The sequence below is a fragment of the Mycobacterium persicum genome (genome assembly GCF_002086675.1).
Lineage (GTDB): Bacteria > Actinomycetota > Actinomycetes > Mycobacteriales > Mycobacteriaceae > Mycobacterium > Mycobacterium persicum.
Map to the genome: position 1 here is coordinate 1 of NZ_MVIF01000059.1, position 25323 is coordinate 25323.

The following is a 25323-nucleotide window of genomic DNA, read 5'->3' on the forward strand; positions in this document are numbered from 1 at the left end:
CATCGGATTCGGCAACACCGGCAACGGGAACTTCGGCATCGGGCTCACGGGCGACCACCAGGTCGGCTTCGGCGGCTTCAACTCGGGAACCGGCAACACCGGCTTCGGCAACTCCGGAACCGGAAACGTGGGCTTTTTCAACTCGGGCGCACACAACGTGGGTATCGCAAATGCTGGAGTGAACAATACCGGTGCCAGCAACTCCGGCGACACCGACACCGGCTTCGGCAGTACGGGAAGGGGCAACACCGGTCTGTTCAACTCCGGCGGCTTGAACACCGGCTTGTTCAACTCCGGCAGTCAAAATTCGGGTAGCTATAACTCAGGCAGCACCAACACCGGAAGCTTTAATTCCGGCGAGGCTAACTCGGGCAACTTTGATTCCGGTCGCACCAATTCGCTCGGATTCAACTCTGGTGATACTAACACGGGGCTTTTCAATTCCGGACACGTCAACACCGGCGTATTCAACTCGGGCAGCCTCAACACAGGGTTCGGGAATCGCGGCGACGGGCCTGGCCCGTATTCGGGCTACGCTAACAGCGGCCCCGGCCCCAACTCGGGCTTCTTCAACAACGGCAGCTTTAACTCAGGCTTCGGCGTCACGACCAGCACCCTCACCAGCGGCTACGGCAACGTGGGCAATGCTGTCTCGGGTCTGTGGAACATGGGCGAACTGAACTCAGGCGTCAATAATCAGGGTGGACATGGGAATTCCGGATACGGGAATTCTGGACCTGAAAACGGATTCGCAAACTCAGGATTCCGCAATTTGGGACACTTCAACTCTGGTGGTTTCAACATTGGTGTAGGGTTTTCCGGCTTCGGGCATTCCGGTTGAACAACCCGATTCTGTCACGGATCCTCCGCTATTCGACTTCGCCGGCACACCCGGCGGCAGCCAGCAGCCAGGCGTACTGGAAAGCGGTTTCCTTCCAGCGTTCATATCGTCCGCTTATCCCGGCGTGCCCGGCATTCATCTGCGTCTTCAACAGGACCGGCCTGCCGTCGGTGTTGGCGTGCCGAAGCGCTGCAACCCATTTGGCCGGCTCCACGTAGTAGACCCGGGTGTCGTTGAGCGATGTCATCGCCAGGATGGCCGGGTACCGTTTGGTTGCCACGTTTTCATACGGTGAATACGACTTCATATACGCATAGACATCACTGTCGTTGAGCGGGTTTCCCCACTCGTCCCACTCGGTGACGGTCAGCGGCAACGACGGATCGAGGATGGTGGTCAGCGGGTCGACGAAGGGCACCTGCGCCAGGATTCCGGCGAAGAGTTCCGGCGCCATATTGGCCACCGCGCCCACCAACAAACCGCCCGCACTGCCGCCCAGAGCCACCAACCGCTCCGGCCGGGTCAGCCCCGAATGCACCAAATGCTTTGCCGCCGCGATGAAGTCGGTAAAGGTATTCTTCTTGTGCAGCATCTTGCCGTGTTCGTACCACAAGCGGCCCATCTCACCGCCGCCGCGAACATGCGCGATGGCGAACACCATTCCACGGTCCAGCAGTGACAGCCGGGCAATGGAAAACCGGGGGTCTTCGCACATCTCGTAGGCACCGTAGCCGTAGATGACTGCGGGCGCGGGGAACTCGATGTCGGCCCGGTGCACAATGGAAATCGGGATGCGGGTGTCGTCGTCCCCGTGAGCCCAATCGCGGCGTTCCACGTAGTCCTCGCGACGGTAGCCGCCCAGGACCGGCTGCTCTTTGAGCAAGGTGCGCTCGCCGGTGACCAGATCGATGTCGTAGATCCGCACCGGAGTGATGAAAGATCCCGCGCCGACGCGCAGCTTGGGCGAATCCCAGTTGGGATTGGGACCCAGCCCGGCCGCCATCAGCTCGGAGTCGAACGCGATCTCCTCCGGTTCGCCGTACTCCCCCTCGGCGCCGAACGGCCACAACTGGATCCGGGGCAACGCCTCGCGCCGGTAGCTGACCACCACGTGGCCGGCGAAGGCGTCCACCCCGTCGAGCCGGACGTCGTCGCGGTGCCCAATCAGCGTGCGTTGCCGGGCCGGATCCTCGACCGGGGCTTCCACCAGGGTGAAGTTCACCGCGCCATCGTTGTGCAGGATGAGAAAGCGGTTTTGTCCGCCGATGATCGCGTGCTCAATGGAGTACTCGACGCCGTCGCGGCGCGGCAGCACGATGGCGAACTGCGCGGCCGGGTCGGCGGAGTCCGCGTAGCGGATCTCGGAGGTGACCGACGAACCCGCCGCGATGACGATGAAGGCGTTGCTGCGGGTGCGCCCCACCGCGAGCCAAAACCGTTCGTCGGACTCGTGGTAGACCCGCTCGGACGCGGCATCCGGCCCGAGCCGGTAGCGCCACACCGTGTCCGGGCGCCACGCGTCGTCGACGGTGGTGTAGTAGACGGTGCGGTGGTCGGCGGCCCAGGTCGCTCCGGGGCCGATGCCGGCGATCTCGTCGGGGTATCTTTCCCCGGTGCGTAAATCCTTGAACTGCAAGGTGTATCGCTCGTCGCCGACAACGTCGACGGAGTAGACAAGTATGTTGTCGTCCAGGCTGACGCTCAACGCGCCCAGCGCGAAGAAGTCGTGCCCGTCGGCCTCCTGGTTTTCGTCGAGCAGCACCTGCTCACCGGGTATCTCGGTGTTCTCGTCGAACCGCGGCGGGTCCCAGTCGTCGGGATCGGCAACCGGACAACGACAGTGGACGCCGTATTGCTTGCCCTCGAAGGTGCGGGCGTAGTACCACCAGTCGCCGCGCCGGGTCGGCACCGACAAGTCGGTTTCCTTGGTGCGCGCCTTGATCTCGTCGAAGATTTTCTGCCGCAACGGTTCCAGATGTGCGGTCGCTTGGTCGGTATAGGCGTTCTCCGCCTCCAGGTAGGCGATCACTTCGGGATCGTCCTTGTCGCGCAGCCATTCATAGGGATCGACGAATACGTCACCGTGGTGCTCCCGTCGAGTCTCCACTCGCTTGGCCGACGGCGGCGCGGCGTGATCCGTCATGCGCTAGGCCCGATCCAGTCGCCGAACCGCAGACCCGAAATGCGTTCGTAGGCTTCGATGTAGCGTTCCCGCGTGGCCTCGATGATGGCGCTGGGCAGCGGCGGCGGCGGCTGGTCGCCGCCGCGGTCCCAGCCGGACTCGGGGCTGGTCAGCCAGTTGCGGACGAACTGCTTGTCGAAGCTGGTCTGCACCACGCCGGGCCGGTATTCGTCGGCAGGCCAGTACCGCGACGAGTCGGGGGTGAATATCTCGTCGGCCAGCAGCAGGTTGCCGTCCGGGTCGATACCGAACTCGAACTTGGTGTCGGCGATGATGATCCCCTTCCTCAGGGCGTGGTCGGCGGCCTGAACGTAGATCCGCAGCGTACGGTCGCGCAGCTGGTTGGCGCGCACCCCACCTACCATCTCGATCACCCGGGCGAACGAGATGTTCTCATCGTGGTCGCCGAGCGCGGCTTTGGTTGCCGGGGTGAACAGCGGCGCACCGAACTTGCTGGCCTCGACCAAACCCGGTGGCAGGGCGATCCCGCAGACCTTTCCGGTGGCCTGGTAGTCGAGCAGGCCCGAGCCGGTCAGATAGCCGCGCGCGACGCATTCCACCGGAAGCATCTCCAGTCTCCGCACCACCAGCGCCCGGCCCAGCACCTCATCGGGGATGCGCCGATCATCGGGTGGCCCGGCCAGGTGGTTGGGGGCATCGACCAGGCCGAAGAAGAACACGCTCATGGCGGTCAGGATGCGGCCCTTGTCCGGGATGGTGCTGTCCAGGACGTAGTCGTACGCCGAGATCCGGTCGGTGGCGACCAGCAGCAGGTGGCCGTCGTCGACGCGGTAGATCTCCCTGACCTTGCCGCTGGCCAGATGCTGGTAGTCGGACAATGCAGGACGCAACATCGGGCCAGCCTATCGGTGGGGTCGGGCCGCACACTGTGCTGGTATCGGTGCTATGCGATCACGGTTTTTGCCCTACTCGACCAGACCCGTCCGACTGGCCATCCAGTTGTTCAGCGATACCACCGTTGCCGCGTGGACGACGGTCTGGGTGCTGGTCGGTCTGGCCGTCCACAGCGCCATCTCGACCATCGCCGAGGCGGGCCGCCAAATCGAGAACGGCTCCCAGGGCATTGCCGGCAATCTGGCGTCGGCGGGTCATGGAGCTCAGCACATCCCATTGGTGGGTGATGCGGTCAGCAAGCCCATCACGGCCGCCAGCGAGGCCGCGCTCGACATCGCCGGCGCCGGCCACAGCCTGGACACCACCGCGAGCTGGCTGGCCGTGTTGCTGGCCCTGGCGGTCGCCGCGACGCCGATCCTCGCGGTCACCATGCCGTGGCTGTTCCTGCGGCTGCGGTTCTTCCGCCGCAAGTGGACCGTGACCACCCTAGCCGCCACCGCGGCAGGTCAGCAGCTGCTGGCGCTGCGGGCGTTGGCCAACCGGTCGCCGGCCAAACTGGCCGCCGTCAGCGCGGATCCGGTCGGCGGTTGGCGCCGTGAGGATCCCGCCACCATCCGGGGCCTGGCCGCACTCGAGCTGCGAGCGGCGGGCGTGCGGCTTCGGGGACACTAATCGCGGTTGCCCACCACGGCGCGCCGCAGCCGCAACAGGCCCGCGACGGTCACGATCACCCACGCCGTCACCGCGATCCAGCAGAACACCAGCGAAACGGTGCTCGGCGATCGCCGGCCCAGCTCGGCCGCCATAGCCTCGGTGGCCGCCGAGTACATACCCAGGGGGAACACGAACGCCCACCACACCCCGGCGAAGCGCAGCGCTTCGGGCCTCCGGCTGATGCGGCGCAGGCCGAAGTACACCAGCGGTGGTATCCACAGCGTGCCGGCCACCCAGGTCACCACGGTCACGATGCACACCGGCCGGGCCAGCCAGGCCGGCGCCACCTGGTGGATGTTGTCGCCGGCCAACGTCGCTATGGCCAAGCCGCCCATCAGGATCCAGCTGTCAGGCCCGAAATTGTCGCGGTCCTGTCGGTCGGCTACCGCCCGCCACACGATCAGCCAGGTCATCAACCCGTAGATGCCGAGCGCCACCACCCAGACGGGCACGGCGACGCCGAGCCAGCCGGGCTCGCCGGTCGATCGGGCCACCTTGGCGGCCACGATCGCCAGGCCGGAGGTGCCGACACTGGCCAGCTCCCAGGCGCCGTGCGCCCGATCGCGCAGCCGCGTCCACGGCCGCGCCGTGATGTTGCGGGTGGTGAGGACGACCAGCACCAGCCAAGACGACGACGCGGCCACGCCGAGGGCCAGCACCACCGCGACGTTGGCCATCAGCCGGCTGTCCAGCACCGCACACGCGGCGACGAAGGTGAACAGTCGCAGCGTGATGTCAGGATCGCGCAGGTCCCAGAAGCGAAACCGGCGGGTGAAGATCACCAGGGCGATCAGGAGCACCAAACCAAGCGATGCCAGAACGCCCATGGTCTCGCTGATCAGACGATAGTGGTGCTTCTCCGCGGCGATCGACGCGATGCCGGTCGCCATCACCGCGGCGAAGACATCGGGTGACGGCTCGGCATCGGCGAGCCGAAGTGTCACTGCCCCTCACGTAGTTCCACGACCAGGTGGCGGATGCCGGTGTGCCGGTTGCTGCGAGTCCATTCGACCGGCCGCACCACGCGCACGTCGGCGAACCGCGAGAGCAGTTCCTCAAACAGCACCCGCAGCTCCAGCCGAGCCAGATTTGCCCCCAGACAGTAGTGGGCACCTTGGCCGAACCCTAAGTGCGGGTTGGGCTTTCGGGTGATGTCGAACTCGTCGGCGTGGTCGAACACGGCGGCGTCGCGGTTGGCCGAACCCTCCCAGACCTGTACTTTCTGCCCCGCCCGGATCGAGCGTCCGCCCAAGGTGACATCGCGGGTGGCGGTGCGCCGCTTGGACGGCGACGGCGACGTCCAGCGAACCATCTCCTCGACCGCCGTCGGCAACATATCGAAATCGTCACGCAGCAACCGCAATTGCTCGGGGTGCTCGGCCAGCGCCAGCAGCCCGCCGCCCACCGCGTTGCGCGTCGTCTCCGCGCCGGCGCTGAACAACAGGCTGAAGAACAGATAGAGCTCCAGATCCGACAGGGCCGGCGCATCTTGATCGTCGAGCATCGCGTTCGCGACGACGGACAGCATGTCGTCGGTCGGGTTGGCGCGCTTGGACGCGATCAACTTCTGGCCGTAGGCGTACATCCGCGACCCCGCCTGCGCGGCTTCGTCGGAGACCGAGAGCTGCGATACCGAGGCCTTGCGCTGGCCGCCGAAGTCGAACTGCGGCTCGATCGCCTCGAACAGCCAATGTCGTTCGGATTCCGGCACTCCCAGCAAAATGCAGATCATCTGCATTGGCAGTTCGGCGGCGATGTCGACCAGGAAATCGACCGGTTCGCCCGGCTGCACCGCGTCCAGCAGCCGGCGCGCCCGGGCCCGCAGATCGTCCTCGACGCGGCGGATCATCCGCGGCGTCAGCCCGGAGCTGACGAGCCGGCGAATCTGGGCGTGCCGCGGGTCGTCCATCATGTTGAGCACCTGGCCGGCGATGGCCAAGTCCTGCAGCAGCGTGCCGCCGAACGGTCGCTCCCCGCCGGTGACCGACGAGTACGTCACCGGATCCTTCAGCACCGCAAGCGTTTCCGGGTAGGTGGCGACCGACCAGAAGCCCTCGCGGTCCGGGGTGTTGTCGGTCGGCTGGTGCCAGTACACCGGTGCTTCCCGACGGTGCACGGCGAAGAGCTCGTGCGGGAATCCGTTGGCGAAGTTGTCCAGGTCGGTGAAGTCGATGCTCGAGAGCGCGCCCGCGAGAGTCATAGGATTGCTCCTGGTGTGTACTTAGCGGCTTCCGGGTAGCGGCCTACCAGCTTGTCTACCATCGCGACCACCTCGTCGACCTGGTCGGCGGCGGCTCCGGTGAACGCGTTGCGGTCGGCCAGTGCGGCGTCCAGCGCCGCGCGGCCCAGGGGCAGCCGCGGATCGGCGGCCAACCGGTCCAGCAGGTCGGGCTCGGCGCCCTCGCGCATGGCCAGTGCGGTGGCCACCGCGTGCTCGCGGATCACATGGTGCGCGCTCTCGCGGCCCATACCCGCGCGCACCGCCGCGATCAATACCTTGGTGGTGGCCAAAAACGGTAGGTAGCGATCCAGCTCCCGCTGGATCACCCGCGGATAGGCGCCGAATTCGTCGAGCACCGTCAGAAACGTCTCCAGTTGTCCGTCGATGGCAAAGAAGCTGTCCGGCAAGGCAACTCGGCGCACCACCGAGCAGAAGACGTCGCCCTCGTTCCACTGCGCTCCGGCCAGTTCGGCGGCCATCGAGGCGTACCCGCGCACCACCACCTGCAACCCGTTGACCCGTTCGCAACTGCGGGTGTTCATCTTGTGCGGCATCGCCGACGAGCCGACCTGCCCCGGCGCGAAACCCTCGGTGACCAGCTCGTGCCCGGCCATCAGCCGGATGGTGTGCGCCAGCGACGACGGTCCGGCGCCGAGCTGCACCAGCGCGGACACCACGTCATGGTCCAGCGAGCGCGGATACACCTGCCCAACGCTGGTCAAAACCGTTGAGAAACCCAGGAAGTCAGCGATGCGGCGTTCCAGTCGGGCCAGCTTTGCCGCGCCTTCCTTCCCGCCGCCCAGCAGATCGAGCATGTCCTGTGCGGTGCCCATCGGTCCCTTGATGCCGCGCAGCGGGTAGCGGTCGATCAGTTCTCGCAGCCTGGTCAACGCGATCAGCGTTTCCTGCGCTGCCGAGGCGAAACGCTTGCCCAAGGTGGTGGCCTGGGCGGCCACGTTGTGGCTGCGCCCGGTCATCACCAGCTCGCGGTAGGCCACCGCCCGCTCGGCCAGCCGGGCCACCACTGCCACGCCGTGGGAGAAAACCAGCTCCAGCGACTGCCGGATCTGCAGCTGCTCGACATTCTCGGTCAGATCCCGGCTGGTCATCCCCTTGTGCACGTGCTGGTGACCGGCGCGGTCATTGAATTCCTCGATGCGGGCCTTGACGTCGTGGCGCAGCACCCGCTCCCGGGCCGCGATCGAGTCCAGGTCCACATCGTCGAGCACCCGCTCATAGTCGGCGATCGCCTCCCGCGGAACCTCCACTTCCAGTTCGGCTTGTGCCCGCAGCACCGCCAGCCATAGCCGCCGCTCGGCGACCACCTTGGCTTGCGGCGACCAGATCGCGACCATCTCGGCGCTGGCGTACCGGGAGGCCAGCACGTTCGGAATGCCCACGAAGACACAGCTTACGGTCGGACGCGGCCAGATCGCGCGGACTCCCGCCGGCCGTACCCTTGGCGAATGCACTTCGCCGGCGTCGATCTGGCCTGGGCCACTGCCAACCCGACCGGAGTGGCAGTACTCGACGCCGACGGTGTCCTGGCGCACATCTGCGCTGGCCGCGACGACTCCTCGGTGCTGGCGGCGTTGCGGCCGTACACGGCCGGCCCCTGCCGGGTCGCGTTCGACGCGCCGCTGGTGGTGACCAACCCGTCGGGTCAACGGCCGGCCGAGACCGCACTCAACCGCGACTTCCGCGCGTTCGAGGCTGGTGCGCATCCGACGAATACCGGAAAACCCGAGTTCGCCGACGGGCCACGCGCGGCACGGCTCGCCGGTGCGCTGGACCTGGACATCGATCCGTTCTCGGCGGGCCCCCGGCGGGCCATCGAGGTATACCCGCATGCGGCGACGGTGGCGCTGTTCCGGCTGTCCCGCACGCTGAAGTACAAGGCCAAGCCCGGCCGCGGTGTCGAGCAGCTCAAATCGGAACTGCTTCGGTTGATGGACGGCATCGAGGGACTCGAAAACACCCGAACGCCGCTGCGGGTGACCGGTCATGGCGACTGGGTGTCGTTGCGCCGGCACGTGCGGGCCGCCGGGCGCAAGTGCGAACTGCGCCGCGCCGAAGACCCGATCGACGCCGTCGTCTGCGCATACGTCGCGCTGTACGCCGAACGCCGCCCGTCCGACATCACCGTCTACGGGGACTTCGCGACCGGCTACATCGTCACGCCGACGTTGCCCGCAGCGCTACACCCGGATCGGCCGTTGGTCGACCGGCGCAAGCACCTCGATGAGATCGACCACGGTCGCCAGCGCGGCGCTGCGCGCGTCGCGCCCTTCGACCAGCGCAGAGACCACCGAACCGTCGACCGCGCAGATCAGGGTGCACACCAGTTCGATGCGCACCGACCGGCCGGATCGCTCGATGGCCTCGGCAACCGCCTCGGCACGCTGGCGTAGGTTGCGGCGCATACTTTCCCGCAACGCGGGCAGGCGGGTGCAGGCGATATGCCGCTCGTATCGCGATATCAGCTGTTCGGCGAGCCCCGCGCCGTCCACGTCCCCGACAAGAAGGTCGACCAGCACTTCACCGGTGGTCTCGGGTCCCCGGCGCCGCCGCGGCAGCGCGTTGACCCGGGCCCGCAACTGCGCCACCTCGATCATCCCGATGTGTTCGACCGCACGGGCGATCAGATCGTCAAGGGACGAAAAGTAGTAGGTGGTAGAGGCCAACGGCAGCCCGGCGCGCCGGGCGACGGCCCGGTGGCGCACCGCTTCGAAGCCACCCTCACCAAGCAGCTCAGCGGCGGCGCTTACCAACGCATACCGCCGACGTACTCCTTTTGGAGTAACTGCTGCCGTCACGCCCACCCATGCTGCCAGTGAAATTGGTACTGCATTGCCATTTTCGCTAAACGGCCATGGCATGATGACCCGCATGCCGGAGTTAAGTCGCCGCGCCGTGCTCGGTCTTGGCGCCAGTGCGACGCTTGGCGCAGGCGGGGTATTCGCACTCGACATACTCTTCCAGCCACGAACTTCGCATGCCTCACCGGCGCCGGTGATTGGCACAAACGTTCCGTTGGCGCCGACACGGCCGCTCGATCCACCGCCGCCGGCTCAGGCCGCGCCGACGATGACCACCGGCTCGTTCGTGTCGGCGGCACGCGGAGGCATCTCGACGAATTGGGCGATCGCACGTCCGCCGGGCCAAACCAGGCCGCTGCGGCCGGTGATCGCGCTGCACGGCAAGGGCAGCGACGCGGCCACGGTGATGGCCGGCGGCGTCGAACAGGGCCTGGCACAGGCCGTCAACGCCGGGCTACCGCCGTTTGCTGTGGTGGCAGTCGACGGGGGCGGCAGCTACTGGCATAAACGGGCTTCCGGCGAGGATTCCGGGGCCATGGTGCTCAGTGAGCTAATCCCGCTGCTGGACACCCAGAACCTGGATACCTCGCGGGTGGCGTTTCTGGGCTGGTCGATGGGCGGTTACGGGGCGTTGCTGCTCGGCGGCCGGCTCGGACCGGCCCGGACCGCGGCGATCTGCGCGGTGAGCCCGGCGCTGTGGCTGTCGCCCGGCGCGGCGGCACCGGGCGCGTTCGACGGGGCCGACGACTTTGCGGCGAACTCGGTGTTCGGCATGCCGGCGCTGGGTTCCATTCCGATCCGGGTGGATTGCGGCGACAGCGATCCCTTCTATTCGGCGACCAAACAGTTCATCGCCCAACTGCCGAACCCGCCCGCGGGCGGCTTCTCCCCCGGCGGGCACAACGGTGGTTTTTGGAGCTCGCAGCTGCCCGCCGAGCTGACCTGGATGGCGCCGCTGCTGACGGCCTGACCGCCCGGGGCGTGCGAGGATCGCCCGGTGAATCCGTTCGGTTGGAGTTTTCCCTACGCCTGGCCGCGAATGCCGATGCTGGGCCGAAACGTCGTCGCCACTTCACAGCCGCTCGGAGCCCAGGCCGGCCTGCGGATGCTCGCCGAAGGCGGCAACGCGGTCGACGCGGCTATCGCCACCGCCATCACCTTGACACTGGTGGAACCGGTGTCCAACGGCATCGGCTCCGATGTCTTCGCCATCGTCTGGGACGGCACGCGGCTACACGGGTTGAATGCCTCCGGCCGCTCACCTGCGGCGTGGACGCCGGAATACTTCGGCGACAACGGTGTTCCCGCGCTCGGCTGGAATTCGGTGACGGTACCGGGCGCCGTGTCGGCCTGGACCGACCTGCACGCCGAGTTCGGCAACCTGCCGTTCGAACGACTTTTTGAACCGGCTATTTCTTACGGCCGCAAGGGGTTTCCGGTGTCGCCGACCGTTGCCGCGCAATGGGAGGCCCAGGTACCCCTGTTCGCGTCGCAGCCCGGGTTCGCCGAGGCGTTCCTGCCGGGTGGCCGCGCGCCGAAACCCGGTGAGCTGTTCAGGTTTCCAGACCACGCGGCCACCCTGGAGAAGATCGCCGCCAGCCGTGGTGACGCGTTCTACCGGGGAGAGCTGGCCGAAAAGCTCGAAGCGCACGCCAGAGCCAACGGCGCTGCGATGCGAGTCAGCGATCTGGCCGCCCATCGCGGCGACTGGGTGGGCACCATCACCGGAACATACCGCGGCTACACCATTCACGAGCTACCGCCCAATGGCCAGGGCATCATCGCCCTGATCGCGCTCGGGATCCTCGAGCAGTTCGACATGGCTTCGCTGCCAGTCGATTCCGCGGACAGCGTGCATCTGCAGATCGAGGCGCTCAAGCTCGCATTCGCCGATGCGCAGGCGTATGTCGCCGATATCGACCACATGCCGCTGCTTCCGGAGCACCTGCTCGACGAACAGTACTTGCGGGGGCGCGCCGCGCTGATCGATCCCAAACACGCAAAGCCGGCCTCGGCTGGAAGCCCAAGGGGCGGAACCGTGTATCTCACCGCGGCAGATGCCTCCGGGATGATGGTGTCGATGATCCAGTCGAACTACCTGGGCTTCGGGTCCGGTGTGGTGGTGCCCGGGACCGGCATCTCGCTGCAGAATCGCGGCTCGGGTTTTGCTGCGACGCAAGGTCATCCGAACCAGGTTGGGCCCGGCAAGCGGCCCTTCCACACCATCATTCCGGGGTTCGTGACCAAGGATGGCGCGCCGGTGCTGAGTTTCGGCGTGATGGGTGGCCAGATGCAACCACAGGGCCATGTGCAGGTGCTGGTCCGCATCGCCGACTACGGTCAGAACCCCCAGACGGCGTGCGACGGCCCACGATTCCGGTGGGTGCAGGGACTGCAGGTCTGCTGCGAAAACGGCTTTCCGCCGGCAACACTCGACGACTTGCGCAGCCGCGGGCATGCGCTGGTCACGGTGGACGACTACAACCAGTTCGGCAGCTGCCAGGCGATCTGGCGTCTCAATGACGGATATGACGGATATGTCGCGGCCAGCGACCCGCGCCGCGACGGTCAGGCTGTGGCGTTCTGACCGGTCGCCCGCCGACCAAAGATGAACGCGAGGTAAACTCATAGAAAACCTAGGGTGGCCTAACGGTAAAGTGCTGGGTAATATCAGTCCCAGCTAATCGCAAACTGCGCTGAGAATGTACTCGGCATTCCGGTAATGGACGGTGCGATGATTGGGTTAAGTCACCAAGGCCCGGGCATCGGGTTGAAAGCCGGTGAGATTTTTGCCGGATACACGATTGTCCGCTTGCTCGGCTCCGGGGGAATGGGCGAGGTCTACCTTGCCCAGCACCCACGGCTGCCGCGCCGCGAAGCGCTCAAGATTCTAGGCAGTGAAGTATCCGCTGACGACGACTATCGGCGGCGATTCATCAGAGAGGCGGACGTGGCGTCCGCGCTGTGGCATCCGAACATCGTGCGGGTCAACGACCGAGGCGAGTTCGATGGAAAGCTATGGATCTCGATGGACTTCGTCGACGGAACCGACGTAGCAAGCCTGTTGCGGAGCCGCTTTCCGGCCGGAATGCCGGCAGCTCAGGTAGCCACGATAATCGCCGCGATCGCAAGCGCACTCGACTACGCGCATCAGCACCACGATGTCATGCACCGCGATGTCAGCCCCGCGAATATCCTGCTCGCCGAGCCGGACGGCGCCGATCAGCGGATTCTCTTGGGGGACTTCGGAATAGCACGGAGCATCGGCGAGACCAGTGGCCTGACCGCGACGAACATGACCATCGGCACGTTTCCCTACGCGGCGCCCGAACAGCTAACGGGCGAACCGATTGACGGACGCGCCGATCAGTACGCGCTAGCGGCCACCGCCTACCATCTGCTGACCGGATCGCCACTGTTCCCGCACACCAACCCGGCGGTTGTGATCAGCCGCCACCTGACCACCCCGCCTCCGGTACTGGCGCAGATCCATCCGCTGCTCGCGGCCTTCGACCCGGTGCTTGCCGTAGCGCTCGCCAAGGACCCTGCCGATCGCTTCGCTTGCTGTACTGATTTCGCCGGTGCGTTCGCGCACGCAGCCCGTCGCGTCGAACATCCGATGGCGTCGGCTTCGACCCTGCCGAGACCCTTGGCGAGCCGGCCACTCAACGGCGCTGCGGTGCCCTCGGCCGTGGCTGAGGCCGGCCCACGGCAGCGACGTAGTCGGTGGCGGCTCTTCGCCGCAGCATCAACGGTTATCGCGGTCACCGCCGTCGGAGCCAGTGGCTACCCGTTCGACGCCGGCTCGATACCGGGCCCGCCGGCCGCACCGCCGACTGTGGCGTCGCCTCGGCAGGTGGCGGAGCACCCGCCGCCACCCGCGGTGGCGCCGCCTCGGCAGGTGGCGGAGTACGTGCCGCCACCCGCAGCGGTTCAGCCACCAACAGTGCCGACGCGCAGGGATATTCCGCCCGCGGCATCCGCTGCGGTCGCGCCGACGCCCCGACGGCCGGCACCGGTCCCGCAGCAACCGACACCCAACCCCGAACAAACCTTCCTCGGTCTGGTGTCCCAGATTCCGGGTGTCATCGTCACCGATCCCGCGACTGCCGCCGCCACTGGCCGTGGCGTGTGCACCGACCTTCAAAACGGGGCGAGCCCCGATGATGCCGCCGCCGCGACCGTCAACAACACCGGAATCTCGCCCGCACAGGCCGCCGCCGGTGTGAACGCGGCGATCACCGCCTTCTGCCCGCAACACCAGGGGTAGGGAACATTGCGCGGTCCCCGTAGCTAAACGCTGATCTTTCGCTCCGCGGCACGCAACCCGATGTCCTTCCGGAAGTGGCTGCCGGCTAACCGAATTGAGCCGAGGATGTCGTATGCGTGCGACCGTGCCGCTGACAGGTCCGCGCCGGTGCCCACCACCGACAGCACCCGGCCGCCGGATGACACGACGGTACCGTCCTCGCGCCGGACCGTCCCGGCGTGCAGTACACCTTCGGCTTCGGAGCCGACGACGACGTCGCCCACCCGGGGCCGCCCGGGATAGTTTTCGGCCGCCAGCACCACCGCCACCGCGGCGCCGTCTCGCCAGCGCAATTCGCCGAACTCCGCCAATTTTCCGGTACCCGCCGCGTACAGCAACTGCCCCAGAGGCGACTCCAACAGCGCCAGCACCGCCTGAGTCTCGGGATCGCCGAAACGACAGTTGAATTCGACCACCGCGGGACCCTTCGTGGTGATCGCCAGACCCGCATACAGCAAGCCACAGAACGGGCTGCCGCGCCGAACCAGTTCGGCCGCAACGGGTTCTACGATCTGACCGACCATCTCCCGGTAGACCTCGTCGGGCAGCCACGGCAGCGGCGCATACGCGCCCATACCACCGGTGTTGGGCCCGGTGTCACCCTCACCCACCCGCTTGAAGTCCTGCGCCGGCAGCAGCGGCACCACGGTCTCGCCGTCGACCACACAGAACAGCGACACTTCCGGGCCGTCGAGATAAGACTCCAGCAGCACCGGATGCCCGGACTCGAGCAGTCCCGCCGCGTGGGCGCGGGCGACATCGCGGTCCGTCGTGACCACCACGCCCTTGCCCGCGGCCAGATGGTCGTCTTTGACCACCCAGGCCGCGTCGCCTGCGGGCGGCCCGAACCGATCCAGCGAGGCGTCCAAATGGGCTGGGTTGTCGACGATTTGGCTGGCGGCCGTGCGCACGCCGGCCGCGGCCATCACGTCCTTGGCGAAGGCCTTGGAACCTTCGATGCGGGCGGCGTCCTTGCCGGGACCGAAGCAGACGATGCCGGCGGCGCGCACGGCGTCGGCCACCCCGAGCACCAGCGGCAGCTCGGGACCGATGACCACCATGTCGGCTTGGACCCGCCGTGCCAGGGCGACGACGTCCTCGCCGGAGGTGATGTCGACATCGTGCTGTTCGGCCAGGCGGGCCGTACCGGCGTTGCCGGGAGCCACGATGAGGTGCGTGACCTGCGGATCTCTGGCCAGTGCCAACAGCAGGGCATGTTCACGGGCACCGGAGCCGATTACCAGGACGCGCACGAGACGTCAGAGTAGCCGGGGTCGGGTTGGGCCCAAGAGGCAGCACGCCACGCCGGATGCCGCACAGCTCGGTTTGGTGGGTCAATCAGCTTCCGCGTCGTCGTCGGGCGCCAGCAGCTTCTCCGGGTGATGAAAGCTATTCGTTCTCGGTTGTCCGTGGTCCAGGTGCGGTGGCGGGATCCACTCGGTATCGCCGTTGGCAATCTTGCGGGTGGTGAATCCACCTTCTTCGACAAGTCGGTTGTCGGGTCCGCAGGCCAGGGTCAGCTGGTCGATGTCGGTGCGGTGGGTGGCCTTCCAGCCTTGGACATGGTGAACCTGGCTGTGGTAGGCGGGGGCATCGCATCCCGGCTTCGTACAGCCTCGATCCTTCGCGTAGAGCATGATTCGCTGCGCGGGGGACGCGATGCGCTTGGTGTGATACAGCGTCAGGGCTTTGCCGCGATCGAATATAGCCAAATAGTGGTGAGCGTGGCCGGCCCAGCGGATCACATCCGACATGGGCACCAAGCTGCCCCCACCCGTCAGACCCTTCCCGGCCGCGGCCTCGAGGTCTTTGAGGGTGGTGGTCACCACGATCGACACGGGCAACCCGTTGTGCTGACCCAACTCCCCCGACGCCAAGAGCCCCCGCAGTCCGGCGAGGAAGCCGTCATGGTTCCGCTGAGCCGGGCTGCGGTTGTCACGGCGCACCGCATCCGCATCGGGTGTGTTGTCGATGACCGGTGTTTCGTCGTCGGGGTTGCACGCCCCCGGGGCGGCCAGCTTGGCCAACACGGCCTCAACGGCGGCGCGCAACTCCGGGGTCAGCATGCCGCTGATCCGCGACATCCCGTCGAATTCCTGCTTGCCCAGTATGATGCCGCGCTTGCGGGCCCGCTCCTGGTCGCGGAATTCCCCGTCGGGGTTGAGCCAATCCATGATTCGCTGGGCGTATTTGGCCAATTCGTCGGGGCGGTACTCGCTGGCCTTGCGGGCCAGGTCGGCCTCGGCGGCTTCCCGGGTAGACAGGTCCACCTCGGCGGGCAGGTGCGCGAAGAAGCTGCGGATCACCTTGATGTGCCCGTCACCGATCACGCCGTCTCGTTGGGCGGCCGCGGTGGCGCTTAGCTGCGGCGCCAACGGCTCGCCGGTCAACGCGCGGCGTTCCCCAAGATCAGCTGCCTCGTCAATGCGCCGGCCTGCCTCGGCCTTGGTGATACGCAACCTGTCGGCCAGTGCCGAGCGCAGTGTGCCACCCAGTTCTTCTTCGCTTGCCTGTAGGTCGAGTTGGTTGATCAACGTGTGTTGGGGCGTCCGCAGCCGGCGCGCCAGGCGTTCCAGCCGCTCCAGGGCCCGCAACCGTTCCGGGATGGTCAGTACGTCAAAAGACAACCCGCACAGCCTATCCACGTCCGCATCGAGCGCATCGAAGACCTCGACGATGCCTTCACGACTGCTCGAACCCACGCCTGAAATTCTAGGGACGGCCACCGACAACAATCCCCGCAATGTGACCACTGAAACCACAGTGACACAAGGGGTTTAGCGCCGAGATCGAGCGCCTACGGCTTACTCGACAGCCTTACCCGAGTGCATCTTCAACGCGGCGTCGACGTTGGCCTTCTTGTCTTCGCCAACGCCCTTCGCCGCGGCCTTCTTGCGCTTTGCCACAACGGTTTCGACCGCGCCGTTGAGCGCAGAGCCCAGCGGAAACCCGAGATAGTGGGTGAGGAAGACGGCCATCTCCTTCAGTTCCGTCTCGTCGAGTTCGCCGTTGAGCAGCGCGGCGTTGATCTGGATTTCGGCGAGGTCGCGACTTCCGATGGCGGTCACCGCGGTCAACGTCATGATGCGCTTGTCACGCATCGACAACCCCGGTCGGGTCCAGATGGCGCCGAACAGGTGATCGACGGTGAGGTCGAAGTATGGGTCACCCTCGATGTTGGGCATCTCCCACCCGTACACCTCGTTCATCTTGTCCAGGCCCTTGCGGCGCAGCTCGTCCATCACGTCTCCTCAGCTAGGTCGGGATGCGGTACCCCGAGGCCGGCGGCCAACCGCTCCAACGCTAGCTTGGCCAACGGCAACTCGACCGATAGCGACTCCCCCAACGCCAATGCCAAACCCAGGTCCTTCTCCCCCAGCGCCCGGGTGTGCTCCAGCAGCGGACGCAGCGGGTCGTCGGGTTTCATCGGCGCCGTCGTCTCGCGGAACATGATCGCTGCGGGGCCACCGGTGAGGGCATCGCTGTGGCGCACCACCATGGCGAGCGCCCGCAGGCTCAATCCGCTTGCCTCGGCCAACTTCTCCGCCTCGGCAGCCGCCGCGTAGGACACAAAGGTCAGCATGTTGCGGGCCAGCTTCATCCGGGTTCCGGCGCCCGGTTCGCCGGCATGGATCACCAGCGACGCCCACCGCCGGAACGGCTCCTTGATCCGCTGGAACGTCTGGTCGTCGGCGCCCACCATGGTGACCAATTTGCCTTCGGCTGCTGCCCCCGGACCGCCGCTGACCGGAGCGTCCACAACGTAGACGCCCTGCGGCCCGAGTTGTCGCGCCAGTTCGACTGCGGTGGTGTCGCTGATAGTGGAGTGAATCGCAATGATGGTGCCCGGCTTGGCATGTGCGGCCAGCCCGTCGGCACCGACGATCACACTGCGCACCTGAGCGTCGTCGAGCACGGTGACGCTGATGATGTCGGCGTCGGCAACCTCGGCAAGGCTCGCCGCCGCGGTGGCACCACCCTCGACGAACGGCGCCATGGCCTCGGCCCGCACATCGAAGACCGTCAGGCCTCCCGGCCAGCCGAGGTAGCGCTTGGCCATCGGCGCACCCTGGTTGCCCAGGCCGATGTAGCCGAGTCGGGGTATCGCGGTCATGATCGGATGACCTGTCCGCCATCGACATTGAAGATCTGCCCGGTGATCCAGGAGGCCTGGTCGCTGAGCAGGAACAGGCACATTCCCACCAGGTCCTCGGGAGTTCCCATGCGAGACAGCGGAATCTGTTTGACCATGTGCTTGACCAGCTCGCCGGGCGTCACAGTCCTGGTGGCCTCGGTGTCGATGGGCCCGGGTGCGATCGCGTTGATCCGAATCTTCATTCCGCCCAGCTCACGGGCAAGCTGCTGGGTGAGCCCGTTGACCCCGACTTTGGCCAGGCCGTAGAAGTTCGAGTACAGCCATGCCGCGGTGGACGACTGGTTGACGATCGCGCCGCCACCCCTGTTGGCCATGTGCTGGTACACCGCCCGGGTGCATACCAACGCGCCGTCGTGGTTGACGCTCATGAACTTCCGGTAGTAGTCCCACGGCACGGTCAGCAGCAGGTCGAGTTTCATGCCGCCGTATATCGCGGCGTTGTTCACCAGATAGTCGATGCCGCCGAATTCGCCGACGGTGCGCTGGGCCATGTCCTTGGCCGATTCCTCGTCGGAAACGTCAACCGGCACTGAGATTGCCGTGCCACCGTCGGCGACGATCTGCTTGGCGACGGCCTCGGCGGCCGCGCCGTTGATGTCGGCGACGACCACGGAGGCGCCTTCGCGGGCCAGGCCGTCGGCATAGGCCTTGCCGATACCCTGAGCAGCCCCGGTGACTATCGCCACCCTGTTCTCGAATTGACCCACGCCGTCTCCTCTAATTTGCAGCTGTCGCAATCAGTTTGGCTTCCAGGTACTCCTCGAAACCGAGCAGCCCCATCTCGCGGCCAGTGCCGGACTGCTTGTAGCCGCCGAACGGCGCGTCGGCGGAATACCACACGCCGCCGTTGACGTTCACGGTGCCGACCCGCAGCCGCGCGGCGATCCCGGCGGCCCGCTGGGGGTCGGCGCTGTACACCGTGCCCGACAAGCCGTAGGGCGAGTCGTTGGCGATCCGGACGGCATCGTCGTCGCCGTCGTGGGCGATCACCGTCAGCACCGGCCCGAAGATCTCCTCCCGGGCGGGACGGGCCTCATTGGTCAGGCCCGCGATGACGGTCGGCTCGATGAAGTATCCGACTTCCTTGTCCGCCGGGCGGCCACCGCCGCAGGCGAACGTCCCGCCCTCGGCGATCGCCAAGTCCAGATAGCTCTGCACCCGATCCCGTTGGCGCGCTGAAATCAAGGGGCCGCAAACGGTTCCGGGGTCATTCGGGTCGCCCGGCCTGATCGACGACATGGTTCGCGCCGCGATGGCGACAGCTTCGTCGTAACGGGCCCGAGGCACCACCAGTCGGGTGGTGATCGCGCAGCCCTGGCCCGCGTGCACGGCGGCGGTGAACGCCGAAACCGAGCATGCCCCGGTTAAATCCGCGTCGTCGAGCACCACGAACGCCGACTTTCCGCCCAGCTCCAGGAACACCCTCTTGACGGTGGCGGCGGCGTCGGCCATCACGCTGCGTCCGGTCGCCGTGGAGCCGGTGAACGAAACCATGTCCACCCGAGGGTCTTTGGCCAGTAGCGCACCCAGGCCGTGGTCGCTGGAGGTGACGATGTTGACGACGCCGGGCGGAAAGTCGGTGTGGTTGGCGATGAGCTCACCGAGCACGGCCGCGCACCACGGCGTGTCCGGGGCGGGTTTGAGCACGACGGCGTTGCCGGCGGCCAGCGCCGGACCCAGCTTGGCCAGGTTGATCTGATGCGGGAAGTTCCACGGGGTGATCGCCCCGACGACGCCCACGGCTTCGCGCGCCAGGGTGCGCCGGGTCGGGATTCCCATCGGTGCCGCGCGGCCGAGATCCTGTTCCCAGCAATAGGACTCGGCAGTGTCGGCCGCGAACGCCAGGTCGTCGACCGGACCTTCCAACTGAGCCGCGGCGGTGAGCATCCGCGGCGCACCGACTTCGGAAATGGTCAGCGCTCGTAGCTCCTCGACGCTTTCGCGCATCGCGTCGCGCAGTTGACGCACACACCGCACCCGCAATTCGATGTTGCGCGACCAGTCGGTGTCATCGAAGGCGCGGCGCGCTGCTTCGATCGCGCGTCCCAGGTCCTGCGCGTCCGCATCGGCGGCGACGCCCAACACTTCCTCGGTGGCCGGATTGACCGTGGGGAAGGTGCCCGCGTTACCTTCGGACAGCTTCCCGTCGATGAACAGCGCACTGACTCCGTCGGCCAACAGGGCCATCTACCGCTCCCACCTGATTCGTTGGCTGTCCGCTGGCTGAGAGGACAGTCGATTTGGATGGACAACTGTCCGATATCGCTCTTTCGAACCATAGCTTCAGGCATCGTGATGGTGCAAGGGCAGCCGCCAGCCACCCGCTGACAGCGAGCAACGTGCCTATTGACATGCATTGTTGCCGCCGGGGTTGCCCACCGCCACGGCTGTCAGCTAGCGTGGACAGGTGTCCAGCGATGCACTGGTTACGGTCCCTGGCCAGGTGCCACAGGCGGGCGCCAGAGCACGCAACCGGCGCCAGGAAGAGACCTTTCGCAAGGTGCTGTCGGCCGGCATGCAGACCCTGCGGGAGAACTCCTACCCTGATCTGACGGTGCGGATGGTGGCGGCCCGGGCCAAGGTGGCTCCGGCCACCGCCTACACCTATTTCTCGTCGAAGAATCACCTGATCGCCGAGGTCTACCTCGACCTGGTCCGGCAAGTCCCCTACTTCACCGACGTCAACGTCCCGATGCCCGCCCGGGTGGATCAGACGCTGCGCCACCTGGCCCTGGTGGTCGCCGACGAACCCGAGGTGGGTGCCGCGTGCACCGCCGCGCTGCTCGGCGGTGGTGCCGATCCCGCGGTACGGGCCGCGCGCGAGCGAATCGGCGCCGAGATCCACCGCCGGATCGCGTCGGCCATCGGACCCGACGCCGAGGCCGCCACCGTATCCGCCCTGGAGATGGCGTTTTTTGGGGCGCTGGTGCAAGCCGGCAGCGGCGAGTTCACCTATCACGAGATCGCCGACCGACTGGCCGACGTGGTGCGCCTCATTCTGACCGGCGCCGAAAAGGCGGGTGACGCATGAGCGTCCATATCGGCAACCCCGACGTGGTCCTCGACCCCTACGACTACGACTTTCACGAGGATCCATACCCTTACTACCGGCGGCTGCGTGACGAAGCGCCGCTGTACCACAACGAAGAACTCGGCTTCTGGGCGGTGTCGCGGCACCGGGATGTACATCAGGGTTTCCGCAACAGCACAACGCTGTCCAACCGCGACGGCGTTTCACTGGATCCGGTGTCCCGCGGTCCGCATGCCGCCAAGACGATGTCGTTCCTGGCGATGGACGACCCGGCGCATCTTCGGTTACGCACGCTGGTGTCAAAAGGGTTCACCCCGCGCAGGATTCGAGAGCTGGAACCACGGGTGACCGAGCTGGCCGTGCAGCATCTGGACAGCATGCTGGATCAGGCCGCATCCGGAACCGTCGACTATGTCGCCGAATTTGCCGGCAAACTGCCGATGGACGTGATCTCTGAACTGATGGGCGTCCCGGTCGCCGACCGCGACCGGATCAGGTCCATGGCCGACGGTGTCATGCACCGCGAGGACGGAATCACCGATGTGCCGGCGTCGGCGATCGAGGCGTCGATCAACTTGATCCTCTACTACCAGCAGATGATCGCCGAACGTCGGGCCGGGCCGACCGACGATCTGACCTCGGCGCTGCTTGCCGCCGAGATCGACGGCGACCGGCTCACCGACGAGGAGATCCTCGGGTTCATGTTCCTGATGGTGATCGCCGGCAACGAAACGACGACCAAACTCCTTGCCAATGCCGCGTATTGGGGCCACAAGTTTCCCGACCAGCTGACCCCGGTCTACGCCGACCTGTCGCGGGTGCCGCTGTGGGTCGAGGAGACGCTGCGCTATGACACGTCCAGCCAGATCCTGGCCCGCACCGTCGTCGGTGAACTCACCCTCTACGACACCAGGATTCCCGAGGGCGACGTGATGCTGCTGCTGCCCGGGTCGGCTCACCGCGACGAGCGGGTCTTCGACAATCCCGACCAGTACCTGATCGGGCGGGAAATCGGTTCCAAGCTCCTGAGTTTCGGCAGCGGCGCACATTTCTGCCTGGGGGCCCACCTGGCGCGGATGGAGGCCCGGGTGGCGCTCACCGAACTGTTCACGCGGATCCGCGGATACCAGGTGGACGAGGCCAATGCCGTTCGCGTCCACTCCAGCAATGTCCGCGGGTTTGCTTCGCTACCGATAGCCGTGGAGGTCCGCTGAATGCCCCGCTTTCAACCACACCCGGACCGCAGGCCGGCGATAGTCGCCGGCGCGTCCTCGGGCATCGGCGCCGCCACCGCGATAGAGCTTGCCGCCCACGGGTTTCCGGTCGCTCTGGGTGCGCGGCGCGTGGACAAATGCCAGGAGATCGCCGAGAAGATCCAGGCCGACGGGGGCGAGGCGGTGGCGCTGCCCCTCGACGTCACCGATCCCGACTCGGTCAAGGACTTCGTGCACCGGGCCGCCGAACAACTCGGCGACATCGAGGTTCTGGTCGCCGGGGCCGGCGACAGCTACTTCGGACGGCTGCACGAAACCGACACCGAAAGCTTTGAATCGCAGGTCCAGATCCACCTGATCGGGGCTAACCGGCTGGCCACAGCGGTGCTGCCGGGCATGCTGGACCGTCAGCGCGGTGACCTGATCTTCGTCGGCTCGGATGTGGCGCTGCGTCAGCGTCCGCACATGGGCGCCTACGGGGCGGCGAAGGCCGGGCTGGTGGCAATGGTGACCAATCTGCAGATGGAGCTCGAAGGAACCGGTGTGCGCGCGTCGATCGTGCATCCGGGCCCGACCAAGACCGGGATGGGCTGGACCCTGCCGGTGGAGTCGATCGGGCCGGCCCTGCAGGACTGGGCTAAATGGGGTCAGGCGCGCCACAACTACTTCCTGCGGGCATCCGATATCGCCCGGGCCATCACGTTTGTCGCGGAGACACCCCGGGGCGGCTTTGTGGTGAACATGGAGCTGCAGCCCGAAGCGCCGCTGGCCAACGCCGCAGAGCGGCACCAGCTCAGGGTCGACGAGGGAAAGCTGGATTCATGACCACAGCCATCGTGCCGCGAGTGTCCGGCGGCCAGGACGAACACGGACATCTCGAAGAGTTCCGTGCCGACCCGATCGGCCTGATGCAGCGGGTGCGCGACGAGTGCGGCGACGTGGGGTGGTTCCAACTGGCCGACAAACACGTCGTCTTGCTGTCCGGCGCCAAGGCCAACGAGTTCTTCTTCCGGTCCTCCGACGACGAGCTGGACCAGGCGCAGGCGTATCCGTTCATGACGCCGATCTTCGGCAAGGGGGTGGTGTTCGACGCCAGCCCCGAACGCCGCAAAGAGATGCTGCACAATTCGGCGCTGCGCGGTGAGCACATGAAGGGCCACGCCACGACAATCGAGCGCGAAGTGCACCGGATGATCGAGAACTGGGGTGAAACAGGCGAAATCGACCTGCTAGACTTCTTCGCCGAGCTGACCATCTACACCTCCACCTCGTGCCTGATCGGCACCAAATTCCGCAACCAGCTCGATTCGCGGTTCGCGCACTTCTACCACGAGCTCGAGCGCGGCACCGACCCGCTCTGCTATGTCGACCCGTATCTGCCGATTGAAAGCTTCCGCAGGCGCGACGAAGCCCGAAAAGGGTTGGTGGCGTTGGTTCAGGAGATCATGCATCAACGAATCGCCAACCCACCCACCGACAAACGCGATCGCGACATGCTCGACGTGCTGGTGTCGATCCGTGACGAGGCCGGCCAGCCGCGGTTCTCCGCCGACGAGATCACCGGCATGTTCATCTCGTTGATGTTCGCCGGGCACCACACCAGTTCGGGTACCTCGGCGTGGACGCTGATCGAACTGCTGCGCCACCCCGACGCCTACGCCGAGGTGATCGCCGAGCTCGACGAGCTCTATGCCGATGGGCAGCCGGTGAGTTTCCATGCGCTGCGCCAGATTCCGCATCTGGAAGACGTGCTCAAGGAGACGCTGCGGCTGCACCCGCCGCTGATCATTCTGATGCGGGTCGCCAAGGGCGAATTCGAGGTCGAGGGCTATCCGATTCACGAAGGCGAACTGGTGGCGGCCTCGCCGGCGATCTCCAACCGGATTCGCGAAGACTTCCCCGATCCCGACGCGTTCGTACCGCAGCGTTACGATGAACCACGCCAAGAGGATCTGATCAACCGCTGGACGTGGATTCCGTTCGGCGCCGGCCGGCATCGCTGCGTGGGCGCGGCGTTCGCCACCATGCAGATCAAGGCGATCTTCTCGGTGTTGTTGCGCGAGTACGAGTTCGAGATGGCGCAGCCGCCCGAGAGTTACCGCAACGACCACTCCAAAATGGTGGTGCAGTTGGCGCGGCCCGCCAGCGTGCGCTACCGCCGCCGTAGGCGCTGACGATGGGATACCGGATCGAAGCCGACCTGGATCTGTGCCAGGGCCACGCGATGTGCGAACTGGAGGCGCCCGACTATTTCCGGGTGCCCAAACGGGGCAAGGTCGAGATCATCGACGCGCAGCCGCCCGAGGCGGCCCGCCCGGAAATCGAGCGGGCGGTCCGAATGTGTCCCACCCAAGCAATTTTCATCAAAGAACAGGACTGACAGAGGACTAACCATGGTCTCTTTCGAACGCGCCGAACTCGACGAGTGGGTGCAGACCTGGCTGCAGGCCAACAAGGACTGCGAACAGGCGGGCGACTGGACGCCGCTGGCCGGCTTCTACGCCGTCGACGCCACCTACGGCTGGAACATCGGGCCCAAAGAAGACGTGATGTGCATCGGGATCGACGAGATCCGGGATATCGCGCTGGGCCTGGAGATGCACGGGCTGCAGGATTGGCAGTATCCCTACCAGAAGGTCATCGTCGACGACCGCCAGGGGGAGATCGTCGGCTTCTGGAAGCAGGTGGTCGTCGACGCCGACGGCGGCCGGCAGGAGATCTACGGCATCGGCGGCAGCTGGTTTCGGCTCAACGCCGACAAGCTCATCGAGTGGCAGCGCGATTTCTTCGACTTCGGGCACGTCTCCGCGCTCTATTTGCAGTTGATGAAGAACGGGAAGCTGTCGGAGGGCATGCGCAACCGGATCGAACGGGGCATCTCGGGCGAGAAAATGCCCGGCTATTACCCGCTGGGCCAGGCTCCGGTACCGCTGTGGTGAGCCGCTCGCCGGGACCCAACCAAGCATTTGTTTTGTTGAGCG

General features: G+C 66.3%; 22 protein-coding genes and 2 pseudogenes. 12 read left to right on the forward strand and 12 right to left on the reverse strand.

Annotated elements, in window-relative coordinates:
• A pseudogene (locus BST40_RS17460) lies at positions 1 to 841 on the forward strand (PPE family protein); the annotation flags it as partial.
• A 28-nt stretch (positions 842 to 869) separates the two neighbouring features.
• Here the strand turns inward: BST40_RS17460 and BST40_RS17465 are convergent.
• Complete coding sequence (locus BST40_RS17465) at positions 870 to 2984, reverse strand: S9 family peptidase (RefSeq protein WP_075545689.1); 2115 nt, start codon at positions 2982 to 2984, stop codon at positions 870 to 872.
• Entirely contained in the window at positions 2981 to 3874 is an 894-nt protein-coding gene (locus tag BST40_RS17470; protein ID WP_075545705.1) for a phosphoribosylaminoimidazolesuccinocarboxamide synthase, read from the reverse strand. The genes BST40_RS17465 and BST40_RS17470 overlap by 4 nt, the downstream gene beginning before the upstream one ends.
• A 55-nt stretch (positions 3875 to 3929) precedes the next feature.
• Here BST40_RS17470 and BST40_RS17475 point away from each other — a divergent pair, with 55 nt between their 5' ends.
• Positions 3930 to 4550, forward strand: coding sequence for a hypothetical protein (locus tag BST40_RS17475; RefSeq protein WP_075545688.1), 621 nt, complete (start codon positions 3930 to 3932; stop codon positions 4548 to 4550).
• On the opposite strand, the gene BST40_RS17480 is transcribed toward BST40_RS17475, so the two are convergent.
• Genes BST40_RS17480 through purB form a run of 3 tightly spaced genes read right to left on the reverse strand, consistent with a single transcriptional unit; the run spans position 4547 to position 8213 of the window.
• Positions 4547 to 5536, reverse strand: coding sequence for a tellurite resistance/C4-dicarboxylate transporter family protein (locus tag BST40_RS17480; RefSeq protein WP_083154942.1), 990 nt, complete (start codon positions 5534 to 5536; stop codon positions 4547 to 4549). The genes BST40_RS17475 and BST40_RS17480 overlap by 4 nt on opposite strands.
• Entirely contained in the window at positions 5533 to 6792 is a 1260-nt protein-coding gene (locus tag BST40_RS17485; RefSeq protein WP_083154944.1) for a cytochrome P450, read from the reverse strand. Before BST40_RS17485 ends, BST40_RS17480 begins: the two co-directional genes overlap by 4 nt.
• A complete protein-coding gene (gene purB / locus BST40_RS17490; RefSeq protein ID WP_075545685.1) occupies positions 6789 to 8213 on the reverse strand; it encodes an adenylosuccinate lyase in 1425 nt (474 codons plus the stop codon). The genes BST40_RS17485 and purB overlap by 4 nt, the downstream gene beginning before the upstream one ends.
• 66 nt (positions 8214 to 8279) lie before the next feature.
• Here purB and BST40_RS17495 point away from each other — a divergent pair.
• Positions 8280 to 9008: pseudogene (locus BST40_RS17495) on the forward strand (DUF429 domain-containing protein); the annotation flags it as partial.
• A 3-nt stretch (positions 9009 to 9011) separates the two neighbouring features.
• Here the strand turns inward: BST40_RS17495 and BST40_RS17500 are convergent.
• A complete protein-coding gene (locus BST40_RS17500; protein ID WP_089025197.1) occupies positions 9012 to 9635 on the reverse strand; it encodes a TetR/AcrR family transcriptional regulator in 624 nt (207 codons plus the stop codon).
• A gap of 55 nt (positions 9636 to 9690) precedes the next feature.
• Between BST40_RS17500 and BST40_RS17505 the strand changes: the two genes are divergently transcribed.
• The 3 genes from BST40_RS17505 to BST40_RS17515 all read left to right on the forward strand — a co-directional run bounded on the left by BST40_RS17505 (position 9691) and on the right by BST40_RS17515 (position 13902).
• Entirely contained in the window at positions 9691 to 10602 is a 912-nt protein-coding gene (locus tag BST40_RS17505; protein WP_075545683.1) for an alpha/beta hydrolase-fold protein, read from the forward strand.
• A gap of 69 nt (positions 10603 to 10671) precedes the next feature.
• Positions 10672 to 12219 carry a gamma-glutamyltransferase family protein gene (locus BST40_RS17510; protein WP_083154962.1) on the forward strand — a complete coding sequence of 516 codons (1548 nt, stop codon included), beginning with the start codon at positions 10672 to 10674 and terminating at the stop codon, positions 12217 to 12219.
• Between the two features lie 147 nt (positions 12220 to 12366).
• The gene (locus tag BST40_RS17515; RefSeq protein ID WP_208618911.1) at positions 12367 to 13902 is read left to right on the forward strand and encodes a serine/threonine-protein kinase; all 1536 of its coding nucleotides are present in this window, start codon (positions 12367 to 12369) and stop codon (positions 13900 to 13902) included.
• Positions 13903 to 13925: 23 nt separating this feature from the next.
• Here BST40_RS17515 and purD read toward each other — a convergent pair whose 3' ends face one another.
• The 6 genes from purD to BST40_RS17545 all read right to left on the reverse strand — a co-directional run bounded on the left by purD (position 13926) and on the right by BST40_RS17545 (position 20284).
• Complete coding sequence (purD, locus tag BST40_RS17520) at positions 13926 to 15194, reverse strand: phosphoribosylamine--glycine ligase (protein ID WP_075545680.1); 1269 nt, start codon at positions 15192 to 15194, stop codon at positions 13926 to 13928.
• 81 nt (positions 15195 to 15275) lie between these two features.
• Positions 15276 to 16643: an HNH endonuclease signature motif containing protein gene (locus BST40_RS17525; RefSeq protein WP_075545679.1), complete on the reverse strand. Its 1368-nt coding sequence runs from the start codon at positions 16641 to 16643 to the stop codon at positions 15276 to 15278.
• A 102-nt stretch (positions 16644 to 16745) separates the two neighbouring features.
• On the reverse strand, positions 16746 to 17183 hold the full coding sequence (locus tag BST40_RS17530; protein ID WP_075545678.1) for a carboxymuconolactone decarboxylase family protein: 438 nt from the start codon (positions 17181 to 17183) through the stop codon (positions 16746 to 16748).
• On the reverse strand, positions 17183 to 18055 hold the full coding sequence (locus tag BST40_RS17535) for an NAD(P)-dependent oxidoreductase (protein ID WP_083154947.1): 873 nt from the start codon (positions 18053 to 18055) through the stop codon (positions 17183 to 17185). The genes BST40_RS17530 and BST40_RS17535 overlap by 1 nt, the downstream gene beginning before the upstream one ends.
• A complete protein-coding gene (locus BST40_RS17540) occupies positions 18052 to 18804 on the reverse strand; it encodes an SDR family oxidoreductase (protein WP_075545676.1) in 753 nt (250 codons plus the stop codon). Before BST40_RS17540 ends, BST40_RS17535 begins: the two co-directional genes overlap by 4 nt.
• A 10-nt stretch (positions 18805 to 18814) precedes the next feature.
• A complete protein-coding gene (locus BST40_RS17545; RefSeq protein ID WP_083154949.1) occupies positions 18815 to 20284 on the reverse strand; it encodes an aldehyde dehydrogenase in 1470 nt (489 codons plus the stop codon).
• A 220-nt stretch (positions 20285 to 20504) separates the two neighbouring features.
• Here BST40_RS17545 and BST40_RS17550 point away from each other — a divergent pair, with 220 nt between their 5' ends.
• From BST40_RS17550 to BST40_RS17575, 6 genes are read left to right on the forward strand one after another with little or no spacing between them, the layout of a single operon-like run.
• A complete protein-coding gene (locus BST40_RS17550) occupies positions 20505 to 21128 on the forward strand; it encodes a TetR/AcrR family transcriptional regulator (RefSeq protein WP_075545674.1) in 624 nt (207 codons plus the stop codon).
• Positions 21125 to 22342 (forward strand): cytochrome P450, encoded by a 1218-nt coding sequence (locus BST40_RS17555; RefSeq protein WP_083154951.1) that lies wholly within the window; start codon positions 21125 to 21127, stop codon positions 22340 to 22342. The genes BST40_RS17550 and BST40_RS17555 overlap by 4 nt, the downstream gene beginning before the upstream one ends.
• Positions 22343 to 23167, forward strand: coding sequence for an SDR family oxidoreductase (locus BST40_RS17560; RefSeq protein WP_083154953.1), 825 nt, complete (start codon positions 22343 to 22345; stop codon positions 23165 to 23167).
• The gene (locus tag BST40_RS17565) at positions 23164 to 24516 is read left to right on the forward strand and encodes a cytochrome P450 (protein WP_083154954.1); all 1353 of its coding nucleotides are present in this window, start codon (positions 23164 to 23166) and stop codon (positions 24514 to 24516) included. The genes BST40_RS17560 and BST40_RS17565 overlap by 4 nt, the downstream gene beginning before the upstream one ends.
• 2 nt (positions 24517 to 24518) lie before the next feature.
• Positions 24519 to 24722 (forward strand): ferredoxin, encoded by a 204-nt coding sequence (locus tag BST40_RS17570; RefSeq protein ID WP_075545670.1) that lies wholly within the window; start codon positions 24519 to 24521, stop codon positions 24720 to 24722.
• A gap of 13 nt (positions 24723 to 24735) precedes the next feature.
• A complete protein-coding gene (locus BST40_RS17575) occupies positions 24736 to 25281 on the forward strand; it encodes a hypothetical protein (RefSeq protein WP_075545669.1) in 546 nt (181 codons plus the stop codon).
• Positions 25282 to 25323 lie beyond the last annotated feature (42 nt).

What these genes read in the sequence shown, in the direction of transcription:
- BST40_RS17465 (WP_075545689.1), bottom strand. Translation starts at nt 2,984, where the DNA reads ATGACGGATCACGCCGCGCCGCCGTCGGCCAAGCGAGTGGAGACTCGA.
- BST40_RS17475 (WP_075545688.1), top strand. Translation starts at nt 3,930, where the DNA reads ATGCGATCACGGTTTTTGCCCTACTCGACCAGACCCGTCCGACTGGCC.
- BST40_RS17485 (WP_083154944.1), bottom strand. Translation starts at nt 6,792, where the DNA reads ATGACTCTCGCGGGCGCGCTCTCGAGCATCGACTTCACCGACCTGGAC.
- BST40_RS17505 (WP_075545683.1), top strand. Translation starts at nt 9,691, where the DNA reads ATGATGACCCGCATGCCGGAGTTAAGTCGCCGCGCCGTGCTCGGTCTT.
- BST40_RS17510 (WP_083154962.1), top strand. Translation starts at nt 10,672, where the DNA reads ATGCCGATGCTGGGCCGAAACGTCGTCGCCACTTCACAGCCGCTCGGA.
- BST40_RS17515 (WP_208618911.1), top strand. Translation starts at nt 12,367, where the DNA reads ATGATTGGGTTAAGTCACCAAGGCCCGGGCATCGGGTTGAAAGCCGGT.
- BST40_RS17530 (WP_075545678.1), bottom strand. Translation starts at nt 17,183, where the DNA reads ATGGACGAGCTGCGCCGCAAGGGCCTGGACAAGATGAACGAGGTGTAC.
- BST40_RS17535 (WP_083154947.1), bottom strand. Translation starts at nt 18,055, where the DNA reads ATGACCGCGATACCCCGACTCGGCTACATCGGCCTGGGCAACCAGGGT.
- BST40_RS17545 (WP_083154949.1), bottom strand. Translation starts at nt 20,284, where the DNA reads ATGGCCCTGTTGGCCGACGGAGTCAGTGCGCTGTTCATCGACGGGAAG.
- BST40_RS17555 (WP_083154951.1), top strand. Translation starts at nt 21,125, where the DNA reads ATGAGCGTCCATATCGGCAACCCCGACGTGGTCCTCGACCCCTACGAC.
- BST40_RS17560 (WP_083154953.1), top strand. Translation starts at nt 22,343, where the DNA reads ATGCCCCGCTTTCAACCACACCCGGACCGCAGGCCGGCGATAGTCGCC.
- BST40_RS17565 (WP_083154954.1), top strand. Translation starts at nt 23,164, where the DNA reads ATGACCACAGCCATCGTGCCGCGAGTGTCCGGCGGCCAGGACGAACAC.
- BST40_RS17570 (WP_075545670.1), top strand. Translation starts at nt 24,519, where the DNA reads ATGGGATACCGGATCGAAGCCGACCTGGATCTGTGCCAGGGCCACGCG.
- BST40_RS17575 (WP_075545669.1), top strand. Translation starts at nt 24,736, where the DNA reads ATGGTCTCTTTCGAACGCGCCGAACTCGACGAGTGGGTGCAGACCTGG.